Origin of the sequence: Duganella sp. Leaf61 (assembly GCF_001421905.1) — a bacterium.
Classification (GTDB): domain Bacteria; phylum Pseudomonadota; class Gammaproteobacteria; order Burkholderiales; family Burkholderiaceae_D; genus Rugamonas; species Rugamonas zoogloeoides.
The window spans coordinates 181,288-202,677 of record NZ_LMLM01000032.1; the positions used below are offsets into that span (position 1 = coordinate 181,288).

The 21,390-nt window shown below is 65.1% G+C and carries 21 protein-coding genes; 9 read left to right on the top strand and 12 right to left on the bottom strand.

Annotated elements, in window-relative coordinates; genetic code table 11:
- Positions 1–33 precede the first annotated feature (33 nt).
- The 3 genes from ASF04_RS24445 (at position 34) to ASF04_RS24455 (ending at position 2,926) form a co-directional block, all read left to right on the top strand.
- Positions 34–735 carry a response regulator transcription factor gene (locus tag ASF04_RS24445; protein WP_056147631.1) on the top strand — a complete coding sequence of 234 codons (702 nt, stop codon included), beginning with the start codon at positions 34–36 and terminating at the stop codon, positions 733–735.
- Positions 728–1,978, top strand: coding sequence for a HAMP domain-containing sensor histidine kinase (locus ASF04_RS24450; RefSeq protein ID WP_056147635.1), 1,251 nt, complete (start codon positions 728–730; stop codon positions 1,976–1,978). Before ASF04_RS24445 ends, ASF04_RS24450 begins: the two co-directional genes overlap by 8 nt.
- Positions 1,979–2,056: 78 nt before the next feature.
- Positions 2,057–2,926: a PHB depolymerase family esterase gene (locus ASF04_RS24455; protein WP_056147637.1), complete on the top strand. Its 870-nt coding sequence runs from the start codon at positions 2,057–2,059 to the stop codon at positions 2,924–2,926.
- Positions 2,927–2,933: 7 nt separating this feature from the next.
- Here the strand turns inward: ASF04_RS24455 and ASF04_RS24460 are convergent, their stop codons facing one another.
- A complete protein-coding gene (locus ASF04_RS24460; RefSeq protein WP_056147640.1) occupies positions 2,934–3,803 on the bottom strand; it encodes a cupin-like domain-containing protein in 870 nt (289 codons plus the stop codon).
- A gap of 90 nt (positions 3,804–3,893) precedes the next feature.
- Between ASF04_RS24460 and ASF04_RS24465 the strand changes: the two genes are divergently transcribed.
- Entirely contained in the window at positions 3,894–4,694 is an 801-nt protein-coding gene (locus tag ASF04_RS24465) for an ABC transporter substrate-binding protein (protein ID WP_229205189.1), read from the top strand.
- Between the two features lie 4 nt (positions 4,695–4,698).
- Here ASF04_RS24465 and ASF04_RS24470 read toward each other — a convergent pair whose 3' ends face one another.
- The 4 genes from ASF04_RS24470 to ASF04_RS24485 are packed head-to-tail and all read right to left on the bottom strand — an operon-like array spanning position 4,699 to position 8,883.
- The gene (locus tag ASF04_RS24470; RefSeq protein ID WP_156368759.1) at positions 4,699–5,019 is read right to left on the bottom strand and encodes a hypothetical protein; all 321 of its coding nucleotides are present in this window, start codon (positions 5,017–5,019) and stop codon (positions 4,699–4,701) included.
- A 20-nt stretch (positions 5,020–5,039) separates the two neighbouring features.
- Entirely contained in the window at positions 5,040–7,565 is a 2,526-nt protein-coding gene (locus ASF04_RS24475; RefSeq protein WP_056147649.1) for a cbb3-type cytochrome c oxidase subunit I, read from the bottom strand.
- Positions 7,562–8,521 carry a cytochrome c oxidase subunit II gene (coxB, locus tag ASF04_RS24480; protein WP_056147654.1) on the bottom strand — a complete coding sequence of 320 codons (960 nt, stop codon included), beginning with the start codon at positions 8,519–8,521 and terminating at the stop codon, positions 7,562–7,564. The genes ASF04_RS24475 and coxB overlap by 4 nt, the downstream gene beginning before the upstream one ends.
- The gene (locus ASF04_RS24485) at positions 8,518–8,883 is read right to left on the bottom strand and encodes a cytochrome c family protein (protein WP_056147657.1); all 366 of its coding nucleotides are present in this window, start codon (positions 8,881–8,883) and stop codon (positions 8,518–8,520) included. The genes coxB and ASF04_RS24485 overlap by 4 nt, the downstream gene beginning before the upstream one ends.
- Positions 8,884–9,008: 125 nt before the next feature.
- On the opposite strand from ASF04_RS24485, the gene ASF04_RS24490 reads away from it, so the two are divergent.
- Positions 9,009–9,902, top strand: coding sequence for a c-type cytochrome (locus ASF04_RS24490; RefSeq protein ID WP_056147661.1), 894 nt, complete (start codon positions 9,009–9,011; stop codon positions 9,900–9,902).
- Positions 9,903–9,904: 2 nt separating this feature from the next.
- Here the strand turns inward: ASF04_RS24490 and urtE are convergent, their stop codons facing one another.
- From urtE to ASF04_RS24525, 7 genes are all read right to left on the bottom strand, one after another.
- Positions 9,905–10,603 (bottom strand): urea ABC transporter ATP-binding subunit UrtE, encoded by a 699-nt coding sequence (gene urtE, locus ASF04_RS24495; RefSeq protein ID WP_056147664.1) that lies wholly within the window; start codon positions 10,601–10,603, stop codon positions 9,905–9,907.
- Positions 10,604–10,614: 11 nt separating this feature from the next.
- A complete protein-coding gene (gene urtD, locus ASF04_RS24500) occupies positions 10,615–11,451 on the bottom strand; it encodes an urea ABC transporter ATP-binding protein UrtD (RefSeq protein ID WP_056147669.1) in 837 nt (278 codons plus the stop codon).
- Complete coding sequence (gene urtC, locus ASF04_RS24505) at positions 11,448–12,530, bottom strand: urea ABC transporter permease subunit UrtC (RefSeq protein WP_056147672.1); 1,083 nt, start codon at positions 12,528–12,530, stop codon at positions 11,448–11,450. The genes urtD and urtC overlap by 4 nt, the downstream gene beginning before the upstream one ends.
- Positions 12,527–14,119, bottom strand: a complete 1,593-nt coding sequence (urtB, locus tag ASF04_RS24510; RefSeq protein ID WP_056147675.1) for an urea ABC transporter permease subunit UrtB — start codon at positions 14,117–14,119, stop codon at positions 12,527–12,529. Before urtB ends, urtC begins: the two co-directional genes overlap by 4 nt.
- 111 nt (positions 14,120–14,230) lie before the next feature.
- Positions 14,231–15,469, bottom strand: a complete 1,239-nt coding sequence (urtA, locus tag ASF04_RS24515; RefSeq protein ID WP_056148002.1) for an urea ABC transporter substrate-binding protein — start codon at positions 15,467–15,469, stop codon at positions 14,231–14,233.
- Between the two features lie 66 nt (positions 15,470–15,535).
- Positions 15,536–16,639 carry a porin gene (locus ASF04_RS24520; protein WP_229205190.1) on the bottom strand — a complete coding sequence of 368 codons (1,104 nt, stop codon included), beginning with the start codon at positions 16,637–16,639 and terminating at the stop codon, positions 15,536–15,538.
- A gap of 151 nt (positions 16,640–16,790) precedes the next feature.
- Entirely contained in the window at positions 16,791–18,536 is a 1,746-nt protein-coding gene (locus ASF04_RS24525) for a S41 family peptidase (protein WP_056147681.1), read from the bottom strand.
- A 120-nt stretch (positions 18,537–18,656) separates the two neighbouring features.
- On the opposite strand from ASF04_RS24525, the gene ASF04_RS24530 reads away from it, so the two are divergent.
- From ASF04_RS24530 to yiaA, 4 genes are all read left to right on the top strand, one after another.
- Positions 18,657–18,884 (top strand): hypothetical protein, encoded by a 228-nt coding sequence (locus ASF04_RS24530; protein ID WP_056147684.1) that lies wholly within the window; start codon positions 18,657–18,659, stop codon positions 18,882–18,884.
- Between the two features lie 188 nt (positions 18,885–19,072).
- Positions 19,073–20,155, top strand: a complete 1,083-nt coding sequence (locus tag ASF04_RS24535) for a DNA topoisomerase IB (protein ID WP_056147687.1) — start codon at positions 19,073–19,075, stop codon at positions 20,153–20,155.
- Positions 20,156–20,358: 203 nt separating this feature from the next.
- A complete protein-coding gene (locus ASF04_RS24540; protein WP_056147690.1) occupies positions 20,359–20,790 on the top strand; it encodes a hypothetical protein in 432 nt (143 codons plus the stop codon).
- An 83-nt stretch (positions 20,791–20,873) separates the two neighbouring features.
- Entirely contained in the window at positions 20,874–21,296 is a 423-nt protein-coding gene (gene yiaA, locus ASF04_RS24545; RefSeq protein ID WP_056148005.1) for an inner membrane protein YiaA, read from the top strand.
- The last annotated feature ends 94 nt before the right edge of the window (positions 21,297–21,390 follow it).

A 21,390-nucleotide genomic window follows, 5' to 3' on the forward strand; every position in this document is an offset into this window, starting at 1 on the left:
TCATCGCGCCATCGCTGTCACTTCCACGCCACCATGCGCCACCCTGCCCTGTCCATCCTGGTCGTCGAAGACCATCCGACCATCGCCCGCCAGATCGTGGAATTTCTCGACGGGCTGGCGTGGCAGGCCGACCATGCCGCCACCGGCGCACTGGCCATCGACCTGGCGACCAGTAACGCCTACGACGTGGTCCTGCTCGACCTCAACCTGCCCGATATAGACGGCCTGGACGTGTGCCACGCCATCAAGGCGCGGGCGGCGCGCAATGTGCCGGTGCTGATGCTTACCGCGCGCGACGCGTTCGAGGACAAGGCGCGCGGCTTCCACGGCGGCGCCGACGATTACGTTACAAAACCGTTCGACCTGCGCGAACTGGCGCTGCGCTGCGAAGCGCTGGCCCGCCGCAACGCCCTGCACCGCGACCAGCAAACCACGGTGGGCCCGCTCACGCTGCACCTTCGCGAACGGCGCGTGCTGTGCCACGGCGCGCCGGTGGCACTTACGCAAACCGGCTTTCGCGTACTGTCCCTGTTATGCGACGCTTACCCTCATGCGGTGGCCCGCTCGGCGCTGATCCACGCCCTGTGGGGCGACGATCCGCCGGACAGCGACGCCTTGAAATCGCACCTGTACGCGCTGCGCAAGCAGCTCGACCTGGCCGGTGCGCCGGACCTGATCGTCACGATCCCGCAGCTTGGCTACCGCCTGGCATTGGCAAACGACGACCATGTTTAGGTCGATCCGCCACGGCCTGTTTGCCGCGCTGGCCGGCTTCACGGTGCTGATCTGCGTGGGCTACACGGGACTGGCGCTGGTGATTTCCTACGTCACCGAGGACATGCTGGTCGATCGCCTGCTGGCGCGCGAGGCCGACGGCATCGCCGTGCACTTCCGCCAGCATGGCGAGATCAAGCCGCCCGGTTTGACGCTGATCCGCGTCTATCGCCGCGTGGCGGACTTGCCGCCCGAGGTGGAAGGCGCAGTGATGGCCGGGTTCAAGCGCGCCGAAATCGCCACCGATACCGGTCCCCACTACCACCTGCGCACGCTGGATCTGCGGACGTCCGATGGGGGACAACGGCTGTACCTGGTGGCCGACGTCGCCCCACTGCTGGTAGTGGCCAAGCTGTTCCAGGAAGTGGGCGGCTTGCTCACCGCCGTGGCGCTGGGACTGCTGGCGCTGGCGCTGCTGCTGGCCTACCTGCTGTCGCGCAGGCTGGTGGCGCCGTTGCAGGTGCTGGCGCAAGAGGTGCGCGCGGCATCGGTAGCAGCGCCAGGTACGGCGGTCCGGTTCAGCGCCAGCGACCGGCGCGACGAAATCGGCTACCTGGCCGACAGGCTGGGCGCCACCATCGGCGACCTGCACGCGGCGCTGCAACGCGAAACCGATTTTACGCGCGACGTCGGGCACGAGCTGCGCACGCCGCTGACCGTGATGCAGAACGTGCTGTCGCGCAGCGCTGGTGCTGGTGCTAGCGCTGGCGCCAGCGCTGCAATTGGCAGCGCCGACGCGGAACAGTTACGCGAAGGAGTATCCGAAATGCGCGCTACTGTTGACGTGCTGTTCGCGCTGGCGCGCGCAGAACACATCGCCGCCGAGACCTTCGATCTGCGCGCCCTGATCGAAGAACGGCTGCTGCGTCTGATCGAGGACGAGGGCTGGGACGCAGCGGGCCTGGTGCTGGCGCTGCGGGAACGTCTGCCGGTGTCTCGCAACCGCCACCTGTGCAGCCTCCTGCTCGACAACTGCCTGCGCAACGCCGTCTTCCACGGCGGCGCCGGCTGCCGCCTGCAACTGGCGTGCGCGGACGGCGCGCTGGCCATTGTCAACACGGTGGCGCCGCAGCAAGCCGCCTCCACGCACGGCTTCCGCCACGGCCAGCACCTGCTGCGGCGCATCGCGGCAGCCATGCGGTGGCAGATCGCTTTCGACGCGGTGGAAGACGGCTACCGCGTGACCATCACGCCAACGATTTAAAAAAATACGGAAAACTTCACCGGCATTTCACCAGCCGCCCTGCATGCTGCGACCTCCATCCAACACCCGGAGTCGCACATGAAAATTCTCGTCAGCCTGTTCCTGATCGTCTGCACCACCGTGCCCGTCGCCGCGCTGGCCCAGGTCAAGTCGCTGGTACACAAGGAGGACAAACGCCGCTACCTGGTCTATACCCCGCCGTCGTACGATCAGCAGCCGCAAAAAGCCTACCCGGTCGTGTTCAACTTCCACGGCAGCGGCATGACCATGGCCGAGCAGATGCTGTACACGCAGATGAACCGCGCCGCCGACCGCCACCAGTTCATCGTGGTGTATCCATCAGGCGTCAAGCAGGACTGGAACGTGGGCTTCGGCATGTCGTACCTGGACGGCACCGACGATATCGGCTTTACGCAGGCGCTGCTGGCAAAAATCCGGCAGGACTACCGCGTCGATGACCGGCGCGTGTACGCCACCGGGCTGTCACGCGGCGGCTTCTTCGCCCTGCGCATCGCCGCCGAACTGCCGCAGGTGTTCGCGGCGGTCGCCTCGGTCGGTGCGCCGATGCCCGAACCGGTGATTGCCCATCACACCAGCAAAGGCAAAATCGGCGTACTGCAACTGCACGGCACCGCCGACCAGGTGGTGGCCTACGCCGGCAAGCCGACCGGCTACCTGTCAGCCGAAGCAACCTACACCTACTGGCTCGAGCGCAACGGCATCGCCGCAGGCAACGGCCAACCGGTCAACATCGGCGCCGACGTCACCTGGCAGGAACAAGGCAACGGCCACCAGCGCGTGGCGCTCGCCACGATCCGCGACGGCGGCCACACCTGGCCCGGCGCCGATCCCTTCAACGTCGGCCTGCCGATCGGTAAAACCACCAGCACCATCGACGCCAACGACACCATCTGGCGGTTCTTCAGCGAACATCAACTCGGCAAATAACGCCGCGTCAGGTGAGCGCCAGCGGGACGCCGCGCGCCCAGCGGTTGGAGGACAGCGAGAACGTCAGCGCGCGCACCTGGTGGTACCAGCCGGCGGGAACGAACAGCATGTCGCCCGGGTCGACGATCACTTCGACGCAGTTGGCCTGGCGCGCCAGCGGATAGCGGTCGTAATCGGGCGCTTCGGGGTCGAACGGGGAGCCGAACAGGATGGCGTTCGCTTCCTTCGGGTACAGGAATTCGTCATGGTGCGGCGGCGCCAGGTGGATGCGCTTGGTGCCCCAGATTTGTGCGAATACGTTGTCGTCGTAGTCGCAGTGCAGCGGGGTCATGGTGCGCACGGGGCCGAGCCAGAAACGCGGCGGCCCCATTTTCTGGAAGTAGCCGGGCCAGTGGCACATGCTGTTCAATTCGCGCAGCTCGAGGTTACCCACGTAGGGCGGCAAATCATCAGCACCGGCCAGCGAGATGTCGAGGTATTCGCGCATGGTCATGTCGCGCATCGGGCGGTCGGCAGCAAAAGCGTTGGCGATGTAGTCGCCCACGCGGGCGCGCACCGGCACGTCGCCATATTGTTCACGCAACTGCCCGGGCGTGAGGCGGCACAGCGGCCAGCGGTCCACCACGCCCGTGATCAGGAATGGCAGCCCTTGCGCGGCGCGGGCACGGAAGGCCGCTGCGTCGAGATGGCCGTAGCGCGGCACTTGCGTAATCGCGGGCAGGTCGCGGCTCACGCGGCGGATGGCGTGGCGCATTTCATCAATCGACGGCACGCCGCGCACCTGGGCGTCCTTCAGCTCGCGCGCGTGCTTTCTGGCCAGCGCCTCTTCGGGCGTATCGATGAATTTTCGGGGCGGCAGGCGTGATTCTCTGGACATGCTGGGCAATGGTTGTGAGGGCAATGAAACAAAAGGCGGTAGTATACCTGTTCGTAACGCTCTCAACGATCCATGATGCAAACCGGCGGCATGCGTATTTTTCGACTCTCCCTGGCGGCAGCGCTGCTGGCCGGCGGCGTGGCCTGCGCGGCCGACATCCCCGTCACCATTTATGCCGATGCCGGCTACCCGCCTTATTCCTACGACAAGGACGGCAAAGCCGCCGGCCTGTATCACGAGATCGTGACGGCCGCGCTGGCGCGCATGCAAGGTTACAAGGTCGATATCAAGCCGGTGCCGTGGAAGCGCGGCATGGCGCTGCTGCAGTCGGGCGCCGGCTTTGCGCTGTATCCGCCGTACATGAACACCAAGGACGAACCGTGGACCTGGCCGTATTCGCGCCCGCTCTACGAAGAACACGTGGTGGCATTTTGCCGCAAGGATCTGCTGGCAGGACGCGGCCGCACGCGCTGGCCCGAAGATTTTTATGGCCTCACCATCGGCAACAACTCCGGCTTCATCGTCGGCGGCGAAGCGTTCGACCAGGCGGTGCGCGATGGGCGCATGCGGGTGTCCGAAGCACGCGACAGCGCCACCAACATCCTCAAACTGAAACTGGGCCGGATCGACTGCTACATCAACGACCGCTATTCGATCGCGTGGACCATTCGCCAGCTCAAGGCCGAAGGCCGCATCAACAACCGCTCCGGCCAGGCCGAGGTGATGGAATCAGCAGTGATCGCCGTGAAGAACGGCTATCTCGGCTACACCAACCGCGACCAGGGGCGCTTCCCGTTCAAGGCCGACTTCGTGCGCCAGTTCGATACCGCCATCGACGACCTAAAACGCAGCGGCGAACTCGATCGCATCGTGCGCGGCTACCTCAAGTAGCATTTCAGAACGACGCGGGTCCCGAACACATCTCGACCATCAGCATCGGCACGCACGTCCACACGATGGCCACCAGCGACAGCGCGGCCGTCACCAGCGTGGCCCAGTCGTGCAGCGCCGGTGCGGCATCGCCCTGCCGGCCAACACGGCGCAGCGACCGGGCGAACAACAGCGCTGCCGCCCCCACCGCCAGCACCGACACCGCGCCCAGCACCCACGCCGGGTCGCCGCCGCGCTGGCAGGCCACTGCCGCATACGCGTAGCAAAAGAAAAAATGCACGCCCCAGATCACCAGCGGCAGCACGGCGGTCAAAGTACGGGTCAACAAACGGTCCTGGGCGCGCATCATGGCTCCATCAGCTTGGGCAGCACTTGCAGCACCACCGCGATGATCACGCCCTGCAGCGTAGCGTAGTGCCAAACCAGCGCACAGTTATCGAGCGTGGCGCGGTTGACGGCGGACAGCCGGCCGGTCCACGACCGTGCGACGAGGTACACCGCCAGGATGGTGAGCACCACCGCGTGCAGGCCCTGGTACGACAGCATGGCGGCAATCGTCGCCGCCCAGGCGTTGGCGGTGGGGTCCAGCCCCGCCAGGAACTGGCTGCGCAAGTCGCCGGCAAAGGCGCCAAGCGCGCAGGCCAGCGCCACCAGCACGAGCAGCCGGTGCATGCCCGATTTGCCGTCGCTGCGGCGGGTCCACTCGATCAGCGCCGAACCAACGATCAAAAGGCTGCACGAGAGCAGCGGCCAGATTGCGTCCGGCACGCGGCTGCCCGGCGGCGGGCACACGTCGAGCCGCATGGTGGTGTGGATGTGGGCGAACAGGAACGACGCGAAGATGGTGCCATCGACCACCAGCATGATCATCGTGCCCCACCACGAATGCGACGCCGGCCCGCTGGCGCCCACCGGCAGCGTCACCGTGTCGCTCACCTTGGCGGTGCGCTGCATCGGCAGGCGGTCCGACTGCCACATCCAGATCACCATCGCCGCCACGGCCACCACGCCGCACGTGGCCGAGACCAGGGTCCACTGGATGGTGAGCAGCAGGAAGAAGCCGGCCGTGCCCACGGCAGCGATCAGCGGCCACCAGCTGTCGGTGGGCAGCACTTGCAGGTACAGCGGGCGGGCGCTGATCGGGCTGGTGATGATGGTCTCGCGCCGGCCGGTGACGGTGCCGGGCAGCCAGTGCCGGCCCGCCGGCACTTCGGTCATCAGCTCGGGACGGTCCCACAGCGGCTCGTGCGAGCGCACATCCGGGATGCTGCGGGTGGCATAGTCTTCGTTCGGTATCCACTCCAGGGTGGCGGCGTTCCACGGATTGCCGGCATCGCCCTTGGGCAGACGCAGCGTGCGCACGGCATCGACGATGAACAGCAGTACACCGAGCGCCAGGATCAGCGCGCCGATCGACGACGCCAGGTTGTAGCCATCCCACCCCATCTCGGTGCCGTACGTGTACACGCGGCGCGGCATGCCGAGCAGACCGGCGACATGCATCGGGAAGAAAGCGAGATTCATCCCCACGAACATCATGCCGAACACCCAGCGCCCGACTTTTTCTGACAGCTTGTTGCCGTTAATGAGCGGCATCCAGTAGTACATGGCCGCGAACATCGGGAACACCAGCCCGCCGATCAGCACATAGTGCAGGTGGGCGACAATGAAATAGGTGTCGTGCGCCTGCCAGTCGAATGGCAGCAGCGCCACCATCACACCTGTCAGGCCACCGAGCACGAAGATGAACATGAAGCCGAGCAGGAACAGCGTGGGCGCGACCATGCGCATCTGGCCGCGCCACATGGTGGCCAGCCACGCGAACACCTGCACCCCGGTCGGTATCGCCACGGCCATGCTGGCCGCAGACACCAGGCTGGTTTCCAGCACGCCCAGGCCAGCCGTGAACATATGGTGCGCCCACAAGGCAAAGCTGAAGAAGCCCACGATCACCAGCGCGGCGACAATCGACCGGTGGCCGACCAGCGGCGTGCCGGCCAGCGCCGGGATCATGGTCGAGACCATGCCGGCCGCCGGCAGGAAGATGATGTACACCTCGGGGTGGCCGAAGAACCAGAACAGGTGCTGCCACAGCACCGGATCGCCGCCGCGCGCGGGAATGAAGAACGGCCAGTCGAACGCGCGCTCCATTTCCAGCAAGGTGGTGCCGGCGATGACCGCCGGGAAGGCAAACACGATCATCACGCCCACCACCAGCATGGCCCAGGCATACACCGGCATGCGCGCGAGCGTCATGCCCGGCGCGCGGGTAAACAGGATGCCGACGATCAGTTCGATGGCGCCGGCAATCGCGGAGATTTCGATAAAGCCGATCCCCAGCAGCCAGAAGTCGGCGTTGAGGCCCGGCGAATACTCCTTGCTGGTGAGCGGCGGGTACATGAACCAGCCGCCATCGGGCGCCAGGCCAACGAACAGGCTGGTGAAAAATCCGAGGCCGCCCACGGCATAGGCCCAGAAGGCGTAAGCGGACAGGCGCGGGAACGGCAGGTCGCGTGCACCCAGCATGCCGGGCAGCAGGTACACGGCAATCGCCTCCACCACGGGTATGGCGAACAGGAACATCATCACCGTGCCGTGCATGGTGAACACCTGGTTGTAGGTGGCAGGCGTAAGCAGGCCGGCGTCGGGCACGGCCAGCTGGGCGCGGATCATCAGGCCCAGGATGCCGGCCAGCACGAAGAACAGCAGCGCCGTGCCGATGTACAGCAGGCCGATATTGGTGTTGTTGACGGTGGTGAGAAACGCCAGGCCGCGCGGCGTGCGCCAGACGCGTTCGAGCTTTTCCACCTCGTCCGGCGGTCGTGGCAGGGAGCTGGGTAGCTCGTTCATGGTATCGCTTGCTGCGGTCATTTCAAACTTTCCAGGTAAGCGGCCAGCGCGGTGAGTGTGGCGGGGTCCATGTCGGTACTGGCAGGCATGCGCACGCCGGGCTTGGCCACGTGCGGATTGGCGATCCAGGCGGCCAGGTTGGCGCGGTTGTTCGGCCGGGCGCCGGCGCCCAGGTACAGGCGGCTGCCGAAGTGTGTAAGGTCGGGCGCATTGATCTGCGCCGCCTGCACCGTGGGTGCGGCCGCTGCCGGGTCATCGACACCGCGCACCGTGTGGCAGGCGCTGCATCTTTGCTCGACAAAGGCGCGGCGGCCGCGTTCAACTTCGGCGCTGGCGGCTGTCGATGCCGGTCGCGCCTGTGCTGCCAGCCACGCCTGGAACTCTTCGGGCGGCTGCGCCACGATGTGCAGCGCCATGCGCGCGTGCTGCTCGCCGCAGTACTCGGCGCACTGGGCGCGATACACGCCGGCGCGGTCGGCCTGCAAGGTCATGCCGTGCACCCGGCCGGGTATCATGTCGACCTTGCCGGCCAGCGACGGCGCCCAGAAGCTGTGGATCACATCCGCGCTGGAGAGGCCCAGGTACACGGGCTGGCCCACCGGCAGGCGGATCTCGTTGGCCAGCACGATGTCCTCGCGCCCGTCGGGGTGGCTGTAGCGGATCTCCCACCACCACATATGGCCGATGACGGCGATCTTGACCGCGTGCTGCGACGACGGCTGGCTCAGCTGCACCGTGCGCCAGGTGCCGAATACCAGCAGCGCCGACAACAGCACCAGCGGCAGCAGTACGCCGCCCCCGAGCAACCAGTACATCGGGCGGATTTTCTCCCCGCGCCGCAGGCTCAGGGCGCACAGCACCATCACGCCGACAAACAGCACGGTACCGCCGATGAACAGGATCCAGCTCAGCTGCGTGATGATGGCGGCATCGGGTCCGGCCGGGTGCAGCACCGACTGTTGCGCGATATTGCTCATCGCAGCTCCGTCAGGTAGGCGGCCATGTGGCGCGCATCGTCGGGCGAGACGCCCATGGCCGGCATGGTGGTGCCGGGTTTCATGGCGGCCGGATCGACGATCCAGCGCGCCAGCGCCTCGGGCGCGTTGGGCACGTGGCCCGCGATATAGCTGCGGCGCCCGTAGCCGTCAAGCGCGGGACCGATCACGCCGCGCGCGGCCGGCACCTCGGGAATCGCGTGGCACGAGCCACAGTGGTATTGCGCCAGCAGCAGCTTGCCGCGCGCTGGGTCACCGCTGGCCGGTGCGAGCGGCGCTTTGTCACCGTTGTCGCAGCCGGCCAGCAAGGCGGCGCACAACAGCGGCAGGGAATAAACAGGCATGCGCACGATAGCAATCCGGTGTTAGTCATTTGAATAGATATAATACAAGAAACATATTAATTTCATAATGGCAACAGAACGGGCGTTTGCAAGCCGTTTGCCGCTCCTCCCACCTGGAAAAATCGATGATCAACACCCGCCGCCGCCTCGTTATCACCACTGTTGTCGCCACGTTGGCGGCAGTTGGCGTTGTGGGCGGGATCGTCGGTTTGACGGTGCTGTATGGCGGTTTTTACAATATCGGCGCCACCAAGTCGCATTTTCCGCAGGTGCATCACGTGCTCGAACGCGGCCTGCTGCAGTCGGTGCGGTTCCATGCGCGCAACGTTGAAGTGCCGCCAGCGATCACGCAGGAGGCGGACACGCCGCCCGGCGCACCATCTGCCGCGTACCGCGCCAAGCCCCAAGTGGTGCGCGGCGCCGGCCTGTATCGCGATAATTGCGTGGTGTGCCACGGTGCGCCGGGCGTGGCGCAGGGCGATATCGGCAAGAGCATGCAGCCCGTTCCCGGGCCGTTGTCGGACGCGGCGCGCCGCTGGCGCCCGAATGAGCTGTACTGGATCACGCGCCACGGCATCAAGATGAGCGGCATGCCGGCCTGGCAGTACCACCTGGCGGAAGAAGATATCTGGGCGGTGGTGGGCTTCCTGGTCGCCCTGCCCTCGATGACGCCGCAGGACTACGCGGACATCACCGCGCAGTCAGGGCCGCAACCGCGCGCGCCACGGCAGTCGTTCGCCCAGGCCGACGTGGAGCGCGGCCGCCTGGCGCTTACCCAGTACGCGTGCCACGCCTGTCACATGGTGCCGGGCGTGACCGGTTCCGACACCTCGGTCGGTCCGGCGTTGTCCGATCTGAAATCGCGCAAGTTCATTGCCGACGATTTACCGAACGATGCAGCCAACCTGGCGCGCTTCATCCGCGATCCGCAAGCCACCAATCCGCACAGCGCCATGCCGGCCATGGGCGTGACCGAATCGGACGCGCGCGACATGGCGGCCTATCTGCTGGCGCAGTAACTCTACACGGCCAGGTGGCGCTTGACCTGCGGGTCGCCCATCTGCGCCTGCACGCCGGACGCCACCACCTCGCCGCGCGAGAGCACCATGAACTGGTCGGCCAGCTCGTGGGCGAAGTCGAAGTACTGCTCGCACAGCAGGATTGCCATGTCGCCGCGCTCGCGCAGCAGTCGTATCACGTTGCCGATGTCCTTGATGATCGATGGCTGGATGCCCTCGGTCGGTTCATCCAAAATGATCAGCTTGGGTTCGGCCAGCAAGGCGCGCGCAATCGCCAGTTGCTGCTGCTGGCCGCCCGACAAATCGCCGCCGCGCCGGTGCAGCATCGATTTCAATACCGGGAACAACTCATACACCTCGCCCTTGATGGTGCTGGCTTTTTTGCCGCTGTGGGTGGCAAGGCCCATCAGCAGGTTTTCTTCCACCGTCAGCCGCGCGAAAATTTCGCGCCCCTGTGGCACATAGGCGATGCCGGCCCGCGCGCGCTGGTGCGGCGCCATGCGGGTGATGTCGCGCCCTTCCAGCCTGACCGTGCCGCTCGATGCGGGCAGCACGCCCATCAGGCATTTCAATAGCGTGGTCTTGCCCACGCCGTTACGGCCCAGCAGCGCCATGCACTTGCCCCGTTCCAGTTCGAGCGACACGCCGCGCAGCGTGTGCGCGGCGCCGTAGTACTGGTTGATATTTTCCACTTGCAGCATGTTGGTTCCCTTCAGCGTCCGAGATAGACTTCGATCACACGTTCATCGGACTGCACTTGCGCCATCGTGCCCTGCGCCAGTACCGAGCCTTCGTGCAGCACCGTCACCACGCCCTGCTGAGCGATCTCGGTGACGAAACCCATATCGTGTTCGACCACCATGATCGAGTGCTTGCCGCGCAATTCGTTCAGCAGTTCGGCCGTGCGCGCGGTTTCGGCGTCGGACATGCCGGCCACCGGTTCGTCAAGCAAAATCAGCTGCGGCTCCTGCATCAAGAGCATGCCGATTTCGAGCCACTGCTTCTGGCCATGCGACAGCAGGCCGGCCATGCGCGTTTCGCTGCCGTTCAGGCGGATCAGGCGCAGGATCTCGTCGATCTTGCCCTTCTGCTCCGAGCTCAAGCGGGCGAACAGCGTGGGCCGCACGCGCTTGTCGGCCTTCATCGCCAGTTCCAGGTTTTCGAACACGGTGTGATGCTCGAACACCGTGGGCCGCTGGAACTTGCGGCCGATGCCGGCATGGGCGATCTGGTGTTCGGCCATCTTGGATAAATCCATGGTCTGGCCGAAAAATGCAGTGCCGGTCGTGGGCCGGGTCTTGCCGGTAATGACGTCCATCATCGTGGTCTTGCCGGCGCCATTGGGGCCGATAATGCAGCGCAGTTCCCCCACCGAGATATCGAGCGACAGTTTATTCAGGGCGCGGAAGCCGTCGAACATCACCGTGATCTCTTCCAGATACAGGATGGCGCCGTGACTGGTGTCCACGCCGGTGCCGGCCACGCGGCCGTACGACGGGCCCTGCGCGCCGATCACGTCCGGGCCGTTGTTGTGTGCGTTGGCAATCATGCTTGCTCCTTGCGCCAGCGCGCGGTCAGACCCGCCAGTCCTTGCGGCAGGTAGATGGTCACCAGGATGAAGATCAGGCCCAGCGCGAACAGCCACAGGTCCGGGAAGGCGCCGGTGAACCAGCTTTTCAGGCCGTTGACCGAGAACGCGCCGACGATGGGTCCGAGCAGCGTGCCACGGCCACCGACGGCGGCCCAGATCACCATTTCGATCGAATTGGCCGGCGACATTTCGGACGGGTTGATGATGCCCACCTGCGGCACGTACAGCGCGCCGGCAATCCCGCACAGCACCGCCGACAAGGTCCACACGAACAGCTTGAACCACAGCGGGTTGTAACCGATGAACATCAGGCGCGATTCCGAATCGCGCACGCCCTGCAGCACCCGGCCCAGGCGCGACTTGACGATGGCGCGGCACAGCAGCAAGGCAGCCAGCAGCGCTGCCAGCGTCACCAGATACAGCGTCGCCTTGGTACCGGGCGCACTGATCGAGTAACCGAGGATGCGCTTGAAGTCCGTAAAACCGTTGTTGCCGCCGAAACCGGTGTTATTGCGGAAGAACAGCAGCATGAACGCGTAGGTCATGGCCTGCGTGATGATGGAGAAGTACACGCCCTTGATGCGCGAGCGGAAGGCGAAGTAGCCGAACACGAAGGCCAGCACGCCGGGCACCAGCACCACCAGCGCCAGGCAGTACCAGAAGCTGTCGGTACCGGCCCAGAACCACGGGTAGGTTTTCCAGTCGAGGAAGACCATGAAGTCCGGCAGGTCGCTGGCGTAGCTGCCTTCGCGGCCGATGGCGCGCATCAGGTACATGCCGTGGGCATAGGCGCCCAGCGCGAAGAACACGCCGTGGCCCAGCGACAGGATGCCGGCATAACCCCACACCATGTCCAGCGCCAGTGCGGCCAGCGCGTAGCACATGAATTTGCCGATCAGGCTCACCATGTAGCTCGGTACGTGCAGCGGGTGGCCGTCGGCAAACAAGAGGTTTAATAATGGCAGCGCCGCCAGCACCACGCAGCACACGACGATGCCGGTCCACGCCTGCCTGGAAAAAAGAGATGGGGATGTCATTCTACGCTCCTGCCTTTCAGGGCAAACAGGCCTTGCGGGCGTTTCTGGATAAAGACGATGATGAAGACCAGGATGCCGATCTTGGCCAGCACGGCGCCGGCAAACGGTTCGAGGAATTTATTGGCTTCACCGAGGCCGAAGGCGGCGATGATGGTACCGGCCAGCTGGCCCACGCCGCCCAGCACCACGACCATGAACGAATCGACGATGTACGCCTGTCCCAGGTCGGGTCCCACGTTACCGAGCTGCGACAGCGCCACGCCGCCCAGGCCGGCGATGCCGGAGCCGAGGCCGAAGGTCATCATGTCAATTTTGGCGGTGGAAACGCCCACGCAGCCGGCCATGCGGCGGTTTTGCATGACTGCGCGCACGAACAGGCCGAGACGCGTCTTGTTCAGGATCAGCCACACGCCGGCGACGACCACCAGCGAAAACACGATGATGACGATGCGGTTATAGGCCAGCACCAGGTTGCCCAGCACCGTCACGCCGCCCGTCATCCAGGCGGGATTGGCCACTTCCACGTTCTGCGCGCCGAAGATGGTGCGCACGGTCTGCATCAGGATCAGGCTGATGCCCCAGGTAGCCAGCAGGGTTTCCAGCGGACGGCCATACAGCCAGCGGATCACGGTGCGCTCCATCGCCACGCCCACGGCTGCCGTCACCAGGAAGGCGGCCGGCAACGCGGCAAATAAATAGGCATCCACTGCGGACGGGAAGTAGTGGCGGAACGCCACCTGGCACATATAGGTGGTGTAGGCGCCGATCATCAGCAACTCGCCGTGCGCCATGTTGATGATGCCCATCAGGCCGAAAGTGATGGCCAGGCCGAGGGCGGCCAGCAGCAGCACGCTGCCCAGCGAAATGCCGTAAAAGACATTGCCGAGGAACTCGGTGCGGGCCAGCCGGCTGTCGATCGCTGCCAGGGTTTTGGCGGCGGCCACGCGCACGGCTTCGTCGGGCTCCACCGGGGTGCCGTCGTCATGCTTGTCCTGCATCGCTTGCAGGGCCGGGCGCAGGCTGGCGTTGCTGCTGCCGGCCAGCGCTTCCACCGCCGCCTTGCGGCGCGCTGCGTCCGGCGACTGCAGGTTGGCGGTGGCGGCGACCAGTTGCAGCTGTTCGCGAATCTGGGGGTCCTGTTCGGCGGCCAGCGCCTTGTCGATCAGCGGCGCCTGGGCGAAAGTCACGCTTTTTTGCAGCTCGCCCACGGCGGCTGCGCGTTCGGCGCGGTCCTTCGAGAACAGTTTAAGCGCCGACAGCGCCTCTTCGACGGCGCCGCGCAGGCGGTTATTGAGCATCACGCCGTCCAGGCCTTCGGGCATGGGGCCGGTTTTGTCTGTGACCGGGTCGTAGGCCTGGTCGTCGGTGACGATCAGCAGGCGGCCGTCCGGGGTTTTGTAGAGCGCGTCGTTATTCAACGCGGTAAGCAGGCGGGTGGCGTCGTCGTTGGCCAGGGCGCCGATTTTTGCAATGGCCTCGAGCTTGGGATCGAAGTCGTCGCCGGCCAGGGGGGCCAGCAATGGCTGGGGGATGGCTGCGTGGGCGAGCGCTGTGCAGCACAGGCAGGCCATTAATAAGAGTTTTTTCATGTGGTAGTCCCGGTGGTGCTTGCTGAAACCCGCACTGCGATGGGCATGGGGGCGGCCCCTTGCGGGGTCCGCCCCCCGGTGCTCGGGGTCGCCTTGCGGCGCAATCAGTCTTTACAGTTTTTGCTTGGCCTCGTTACCCTTGATGTAAGGGCTCCACGGCTGCGCGCGCACCGGGCCCGGGGTTTTCCAGACCACGTTGAACTGGCCGTCACCGCGAATCTCGCCGATGAATACCGGCTTGTGCAGGTGGTGGTTGGTCGGGTCCATGGTCAGGGTCATGCCCGACGGCGCCTTGAAGGTCTGGCCGGCCATCGCGGCGATCACCTTGTCGGTGTCGGTCGATTTGGCTTTTTCTACGGCCTGGGCCCACATGTGGATGCCCACGTAGGTCGCTTCCATCGGGTCGTTGGTGACCACGGTTTTTGCGTTCGGCAGCTTCTTGGCGACGGCGTACGCTTTCCACTTCTTGATGAAGTCCGCGTTGACCGGGTTCTTGATCGACTCGAAGTAGTTCCAGGCCGCCAGGTGGCCGACCAGCGGCTTGGTATCGACGCCGCGCAGTTCTTCCTCGCCCACCGAGAACGCCACCACCGGCACGTCGGTCGCCTTGATGCCGGCGTTGCCCAGCTCCTTGTAGAACGGCACGTTGGAGTCGCCGTTAATGGTGGAGATCACCGCAGTCTTGCCGCCGGCCGAGAACTTCTTGATGTTGGCGACAATGGTTTGATAGTCGGAGTGGCCGAACGGGGTGTACACCTCGTCGATGTCGCTGTCCTTCACGCGCTTGGATTTCAGGTAGGCGCGCAGGATTTTATTGGTCGTGCGCGGATAGACGTAGTCGGTGCCCAGCAACACGAAGCGCTTGGCGCTGCCGCCCTCTTTGCCCATCAGGTAGGCCACGGCGGGAATCGCCTGCTGGTTCGGCGCGGCGCCGGTGTAGAACACGTTCTTTTCCAGTTCCTCGCCCTCGTACTGCACCGGGTAGAACAGCAGGCTGTTGAGCTCCTTGAACACCGGCAGCACCGACTTGCGCGACACCGACGTCCAGCAGCCGAAGACGGCAGCGACCTTGTCCTGGGCGATCAGGCCGCGCGCCTTTTCGGCAAACAGCGGCCAGTTGGAGGCCGGATCGACGACGACGGCTTCGAGCTTCTTGCCCATCACGCCGCCCTTGGCGTTGATTTCGTCGATGGTCATCAGGGCCACGTCCTTGAGCGACGTTTCCGAGATGGCCATGGTGCCGGACAGCGAGTGCAGGATGCCGATCTTGATGGTGTCCGCGGCCTGGGCCAGGCCTGGCAGCAGGCTGCCGGCGGCGACCAGCGAGGTCGCGGCGGCGATGCGGGTCATGGTGCCGATGAAGTCGCGGCGATTACGAATTGGGTTTTTCATGGTCGGGCTCCGGAGATGGTGGAATTAGTATTGGAGTTGCAGGGTGACGGCAAACTTGTCGGTGTCGCCGGCGCGGGTGATCCTGGTCTTCGAGTACACGGCGCTCACTTGCGCGTTGTAGCCGTCGATGATGTAGTTAACGCCCGCATCGACCTGCTTGGTATCGATATTGGTGTCGGCGCTGAACTTCTGGTAGCGGGCGAACGGTTGCAGCTTGCCCCAGCCGGCCTTCTGTTCGAAGATGTACGAGGCGCCGGCTGAATAAGCCTTGCCCTGCTCCGCCAGCACGATGTTGTCGGTGTCGTAGTCGTAGTACGCGGCTTCGATGGCGACCGCGCCCGAGCCCTTGAAGCGTTTCTCCATCAGGAAGTCGACGTTGTACGAGCTGTATTTGCCGGTGCGCGCCACGGTCAGGATGCCGTCTTTCTGGTAGCGGCCGGCCACGCCGATCGACAGGATGTCCGCATTGCCCAGGTAGTTGCCGGTGCCGTAATAGCCCGGTTCCGCGTCCCAGAAATCGTATTGCAGACGGCCGGCGTACATCAGCGCGTCGTCGGCTTTCACACCGGCCGCATTGGCCTGCGACTGGGTGAGCGTGCCGATGCCGAGGGTGTGGCCCTCGAAGGCGCCGAACGAGTAACCGAGCTTGCCGTCGGCCACATTGCCCCACACGACCACACCGTCGTCGCGGCCACGGAAAATGCCGCCGTTGTAGCCGTAGCGCGAGGCCACGCCGGCCCAGTAGCCGCCGCCCAGCGAGTAGTACGGGCCGGCCATGTTGGCGCGGTCGGACGGCGACAGCAGGCGGCCGGCCCAGATATTGAATTCCGGTGAAATGGCGAACTGGCCGGCGGCATCGAGCACCCGGATCTTGTCGCCGTCCCACTCGGTGTTGAACATGCCCTTGATGTTCTTGTTGAGCGTGGCGCCGAAGTACAGGCGGCCGCTGTCCAGGTTGAAATCGCTGGAGCGCTTGCCGCCGCCCGGCGCGCCATCCTCGGCACTGGTATAGCTTTCGCGCAGGCCGAAGCCCACGGAGACCGATTTTTCGTCGTCGATCTTGATGGTGGCGCCGGCGTGGGCCTGGCCCACGGCGCAGGCGCCGGCCACCAGCGTGGCTGCTGCCAACAAACTTCTACCGCTGCTGCGGCTGTTCTTCGTTACACGACCCATTCCATTCCCCTTGTTTTGGCTGATCTTGAACTGCGTTGGTCTAAGGGTTTGCGCCTTTGACATGTTGCAAGATTAGCCAGCGGGGTCCGGTCGGGGAATACGTCAATTAACGTAGTGGTGGTGATGCAACCTCCCTGCCGCGCGCCTCCGGGTGGCGCAGTGCGGCGGCAGCGCGCTCCAGCGCCAGGTCGCGCCCAGCGCGCAAGTCGGCAACCGTCTGCGGCGCCACGACATCGGGCGCAATGCCCTGGCCGACGAACGTGGAGCCGTCGGCATAGACGTCGCGCTTGATGCAGATGCGCGCCCAGCCGCCGCCGGGCAGGTAGAAGCCCAGCGGCTGGCCGGTGCTGCCGCCGGTGGTTTCGCCCACGACGATGCCGCGTTTCATGATCCTGAACATGGCGGTGAAATCCTCGGCGGCAGACAGCGTGCGCGCGCTGGTGAGCACCGCCACGGGACCGTCGAACACCTGTTTTTGCGCATGCTTGTACTCGTAGCCGCTGCGGCTCCAGTCGATGACCGGGCTGCCCTGTACGCGCGCGAAGACGTTGTCCATGCGGGTCATGCTGTCCATGAACCTGATCGGCGCGCGGGTGAGGTGCGCGAGTACCTGCAAGCCGTAGCTGCCATCGCCGCCGCCATTGCGGCGCACATCGATGACCAGTCCTTTGGCCGTCAGGATCTGCGGCAGCGCCGCCTCGAACGCCTTGACCGCGCTGTCGTCGCCGAACTGGTCGAGCGCGATATAGGCGATGCCGCCGTCCAGCAGCGTGAAACCAGCGGCAGGCGGGGCGCTGCCGGGCCCGGAGCGGGCCACCGTTTCGGTCCGCTCGGCGCCATCCGGCGCACGCAGCCCGACCACCACCGGCCGCGTGGCTTCGCCGGCGAATAGCTGGTCGTTGAACGTGCGAGCGTCGCGGTCGCGCTGGGTGTTAGCGCTGACCAGGGGTGCGATGCGCTCGCGCCCGTACTCGCGCACCAGCACGCCGTCGATGGACACGACTTCGTCGCCGCGCCGGATGCGCGCCGCCAGGTCGGCTTCGCCCACGTGCAGCACGATGACCTTGTCCTCGATCAGCGCCGTGCTGACCGGCGCCGTTGCATAAAACACCTGCGCCAGCTGTTGCGGCGCGATGATGCTGGTATGGGCATCGTGCAGCACCGGCGCCAGCGTCATCATCACGCGATAATAATCCTCGGTGGTGGGGGCGGCGATCACCTTGGCCAGGTAGTCCATGTACACCTGGTCCCACTGCAGCTGCGGTACGTGGTCGAAATAGACGAAATTGCGCCGGACCTCGGCCCAGAACAGCGACAGGCCGGCCACCTTTTCTTCGGTGCTGAGCACCGGCTTCCAGGGCGTGGCGATGGCCGCTGCATTGTAGAGCCGTTCGGGCAGCGTCATGGTCGCCTGCAGCGCCTGGAAACGCGGCTCGTCGCGCAGCGCTGCCAACCCTTCGTGCGCCAGTGCGCGCTCGATGGCAGGCTTCCACGTCAGGTTGGCCAGTCGTTCCAGCGCCGCCAGCGCTGCCTGCTTGTTACCCAGCTTTGCATGGGCCAGCGCCTGCGAATACTCGAGATTGACCTGTTCGGCGATCAGCGATTTGTTACCAAACGCCTGTTCCCTGGCCGCCGGTGTGGCCAGGTAATCGAGCGCCTGCTGGTACAGCGCCACCGCGCGCTGCACATCCGCCGGCTGCGCCTCGGGACCGGACAGCGGTTCCGCCTCTGCCCGCAACGCTTTGGCGTACTGGAGACTGCTGCTGGCGTTGGCATCGGTTGGCGGGAGGGCGGCGGCGTGGCCGAGCGAGGTGGCAACAGCCAGGGCGATGGCAATAACAGTACGCTGCATGGAGAGGGTCCGGTAAGAAGGTGGCGGATGTTGCCATAAAAGCATAGCCGCCGCAATCAAGGAGGTGGCAGCTGCGGTCGCGGCGTGTCAGAATACCGCCTTCACTTTGAAGGAACCGCCATGACCGTATTTGCCGCCTCTGTTTTCGATGCCACCGTGATCTACGAAGGCAATGAACTGTTCAAGGGCCAGGGTGCCGCGCGCGGCTGGGCCGAAAAGCTGGCCAGGGAGCTCGAATGCGCGATCGACGTGGAAAAGATCGGTACCGGCTGGGCGCTGGTGGGCACCGTCGATGGCGAGCCGCGCAAGTGGGGTATCGTCGGTCAGCGTTTAAAGAGTCTCGAGTAGCACCTGGCCAAGCCTCCAGAGCTTCGTTGCAGCGCCTCGCCGTACAACCGTACTGTCTTCGTCGCTGCGCCTCGCTCTGAAGGCTTGGTCAGGCGCTACAAATCTCGATCGAGGTCGGTGCGTTCGCGCACAACGCGTGGCCAGCGCCGGGAGTAGCATCGCCAGATACTGCTCAACGAAGGACAGCGATGAAGCGCGACGACTTACCTGAAGTACCGGGCGGCGTGGCCGATGCGCCGGCTGCCGCCAAATCGGCCGGCCTGCGCTACGTGCACGACGACCAGCCCGGCATCACCCGCAAGCAGCGCGGCAAAAATTTTCACTACGTCGATGCCGACGGCGCCGCCGTCAAGGACGAAGACACGCTTGCGCGCATCAAGTCGCTGGTGATTCCTCCCGCCTACCAGGACGTCTGGATCTGCAAGCACGCCAACGGTCACCTGCAGGCGACGGGACGCGACGCGCGCGGACGCAAGCAGTACCGCTACCACCCCAAGTGGCGCTCGGTGCGCGACGAATCGAAGTACGAGCGCATGCTCAGCTTCGGCAAGGCGCTGCCGAAGATCCGCCGCGCCGTCGATGAATCGCTCAAGCTGCCCGGCCTGCCGCGTGAAAAAGTCCTGGCCACCATCGTCTATTTGCTGGAGGCGACCATGATGCGGATCGGGAACGAGGAATACGCGCGCGAAAACAAGTCGTTCGGCCTGACCACGCTGCGCGAACGCCACGTGCGGCTCGACGGCAGCAAAGTGGAATTCCGCTTCCGTGGCAAGAGCGGCGTCAATCACGCGGTGCAGGTACAGGACCGGCGCCTGGCCAACATCATCCGCCGCACGCTCGACCTGCCGGGGCAGGACCTGTTCCAGTACGTCGATGACGACGGCAATGCGCACACGGTCGGCTCGGCCGATGTGAACGAGTACCTGCAAGGCATCGCCGGCGAGGATTACACCGCCAAGGATTTCCGCACCTGGTCCGGCACCGTGCTGGCGGCAGTGGCCCTGCTCGAGTACGAAAAATTCGACTCCGAGGTGCAGGCCAAGAAGAACGTGGTGGCCGCGATCGAATCGGTGGCGAAAAAACTCGGCAATACGCCGACCATCTGCCGCAAGTGCTATGTGCACCCGGCCGTGATTGAAACCTACCTGAGCGGCGCCATGAAAACCGCGCTGCGCAAACGCGCGCAGCAGCAGTTGCAGGACGACGTGCACGCGCTGCGGCCCGAAGAAGCGGCCGTGCTGGCGCTGTTGCAGCGGCGTTTGCAGCCGTAGCGCGTCTGATGCGTGATTGCGTCAGGCTGCGCGCGGATCGCATAGCCCGCGAACGGGTGGCACACGAACCGGCCATCCGCGAATAGCGCAGCCCGCGAGCCGGCGGCCCGAGACCAGACGGCCCGCGATCGGGCGGCCCGCGTTCGGGCGGCCCGCGTTCGGGGTAGAATCGGCTTTTAACCACCTGTGCGCCGCCGACGACGATGTCACCCGCCCTGCCCTTCCCGATCCGCAAGGAATGTCCGCCCGGTGCATGCGAGTGCCGCCAGGGCGAGCTGTTGGACGCCTGGGAGCGCGACCCGGCCACCGACATCCGCATCCTGCGCCTGACGCGCGAAGAAGAAAAAGCGCTGGTCGCGCGCATCGAAGCCATCGACAACTACGAGGCGCTGGGCCGCATCGAGCAGCGCCTGTACGACCTGCTGGGCATCCGCCTCACGATTACCCCCAGCGCCAACGGCGTGCGCACCGTGAGGGGCCTGACCATCAAGCTGGCCGACCAGCAGGGCCTGTGCCGCCGCACGCGCGAGATACTGCCCGCGGCGGTACGACGCTGCCTGGCCGAGCACCCTGACATCGTGTATGCGCTGCTCGATGCCCGCGATTTGCTGGGAAATATTCCAGATCAATCGTAGCTTGCCAAGCGTCAAGATGGAAACGTCTGCTTCTGGTGTGATGGTCAATGGGCATTCCCATCACCACCATCGGAAGGAAACTCATGACTGAACCATCTGTCCCCCACGCGCCAACCGCTGCCTTTATCGGCGCCTCCTGGCTGGCCCTGATTGCCGGCGCCGCCACCTACCTGATCGGCTTGTTCAACGCCGAGATGGCCTTGAACGAAAAAGGCTACTACCTGACGCTCCTGATGTATGGCCTGTTCGCGGCGGTCTCGCTGCAAAAGTCTGTCCGCGACCGCGCCGAAAGCATCCCCGTGAGCGGCTTGTACTTCGGGCTGTGCTGGCTGTCTCTGCTGCTGGCCTTGCTGTTGCTGCTGATCGGCTTGTGGAACGCCAACCTGGCGCTCAGCGAAAAAGGCTTTTACGGCATGGCCTATCTGCTGAGCCTGTTTGCCTCGGTGGCGGTGCAGAAAAATGTGCGTGATGTGAGCCTGGTCCGGCAAGCGGCGCTGGCGAAATAGAACCAAAGGAGAAAGCCGGCGCAAAGGACCGCGCTGGCAGTCTTCGTGCCTGAAATAAATTCCTTTCGGGGTTATCTAAAGTATATGATGTCCT

Coding starts and splice junctions, on each gene's coding strand:
- ASF04_RS24445 (WP_056147631.1), top strand. CDS start 34: ATGCGCCACCCTGCCCTGTCCATCCTGGTCGTCGAAGACCATCCGACC.
- ASF04_RS24450 (WP_056147635.1), top strand. CDS start 728: ATGTTTAGGTCGATCCGCCACGGCCTGTTTGCCGCGCTGGCCGGCTTC.
- ASF04_RS24455 (WP_056147637.1), top strand. CDS start 2,057: ATGAAAATTCTCGTCAGCCTGTTCCTGATCGTCTGCACCACCGTGCCC.
- ASF04_RS24460 (WP_056147640.1), bottom strand. CDS start 3,803: ATGTCCAGAGAATCACGCCTGCCGCCCCGAAAATTCATCGATACGCCC.
- ASF04_RS24465 (WP_229205189.1), top strand. CDS start 3,894: ATGCGTATTTTTCGACTCTCCCTGGCGGCAGCGCTGCTGGCCGGCGGC.
- ASF04_RS24475 (WP_056147649.1), bottom strand. CDS start 7,565: ATGACCGCAGCAAGCGATACCATGAACGAGCTACCCAGCTCCCTGCCA.
- coxB (WP_056147654.1), bottom strand. CDS start 8,521: ATGAGCAATATCGCGCAACAGTCGGTGCTGCACCCGGCCGGACCCGAT.
- ASF04_RS24485 (WP_056147657.1), bottom strand. CDS start 8,883: ATGCCTGTTTATTCCCTGCCGCTGTTGTGCGCCGCCTTGCTGGCCGGC.
- ASF04_RS24490 (WP_056147661.1), top strand. CDS start 9,009: ATGATCAACACCCGCCGCCGCCTCGTTATCACCACTGTTGTCGCCACG.
- urtE (WP_056147664.1), bottom strand. CDS start 10,603: ATGCTGCAAGTGGAAAATATCAACCAGTACTACGGCGCCGCGCACACG.
- urtD (WP_056147669.1), bottom strand. CDS start 11,451: ATGATTGCCAACGCACACAACAACGGCCCGGACGTGATCGGCGCGCAG.
- urtC (WP_056147672.1), bottom strand. CDS start 12,530: ATGACATCCCCATCTCTTTTTTCCAGGCAGGCGTGGACCGGCATCGTC.
- urtB (WP_056147675.1), bottom strand. CDS start 14,119: ATGAAAAAACTCTTATTAATGGCCTGCCTGTGCTGCACAGCGCTCGCC.
- urtA (WP_056148002.1), bottom strand. CDS start 15,469: ATGACCCGCATCGCCGCCGCGACCTCGCTGGTCGCCGCCGGCAGCCTG.
- ASF04_RS24525 (WP_056147681.1), bottom strand. CDS start 18,536: ATGCAGCGTACTGTTATTGCCATCGCCCTGGCTGTTGCCACCTCGCTC.
- ASF04_RS24530 (WP_056147684.1), top strand. CDS start 18,657: ATGACCGTATTTGCCGCCTCTGTTTTCGATGCCACCGTGATCTACGAA.
- ASF04_RS24535 (WP_056147687.1), top strand. CDS start 19,073: ATGAAGCGCGACGACTTACCTGAAGTACCGGGCGGCGTGGCCGATGCG.
- ASF04_RS24540 (WP_056147690.1), top strand. CDS start 20,359: ATGTCACCCGCCCTGCCCTTCCCGATCCGCAAGGAATGTCCGCCCGGT.
- yiaA (WP_056148005.1), top strand. CDS start 20,874: ATGACTGAACCATCTGTCCCCCACGCGCCAACCGCTGCCTTTATCGGC.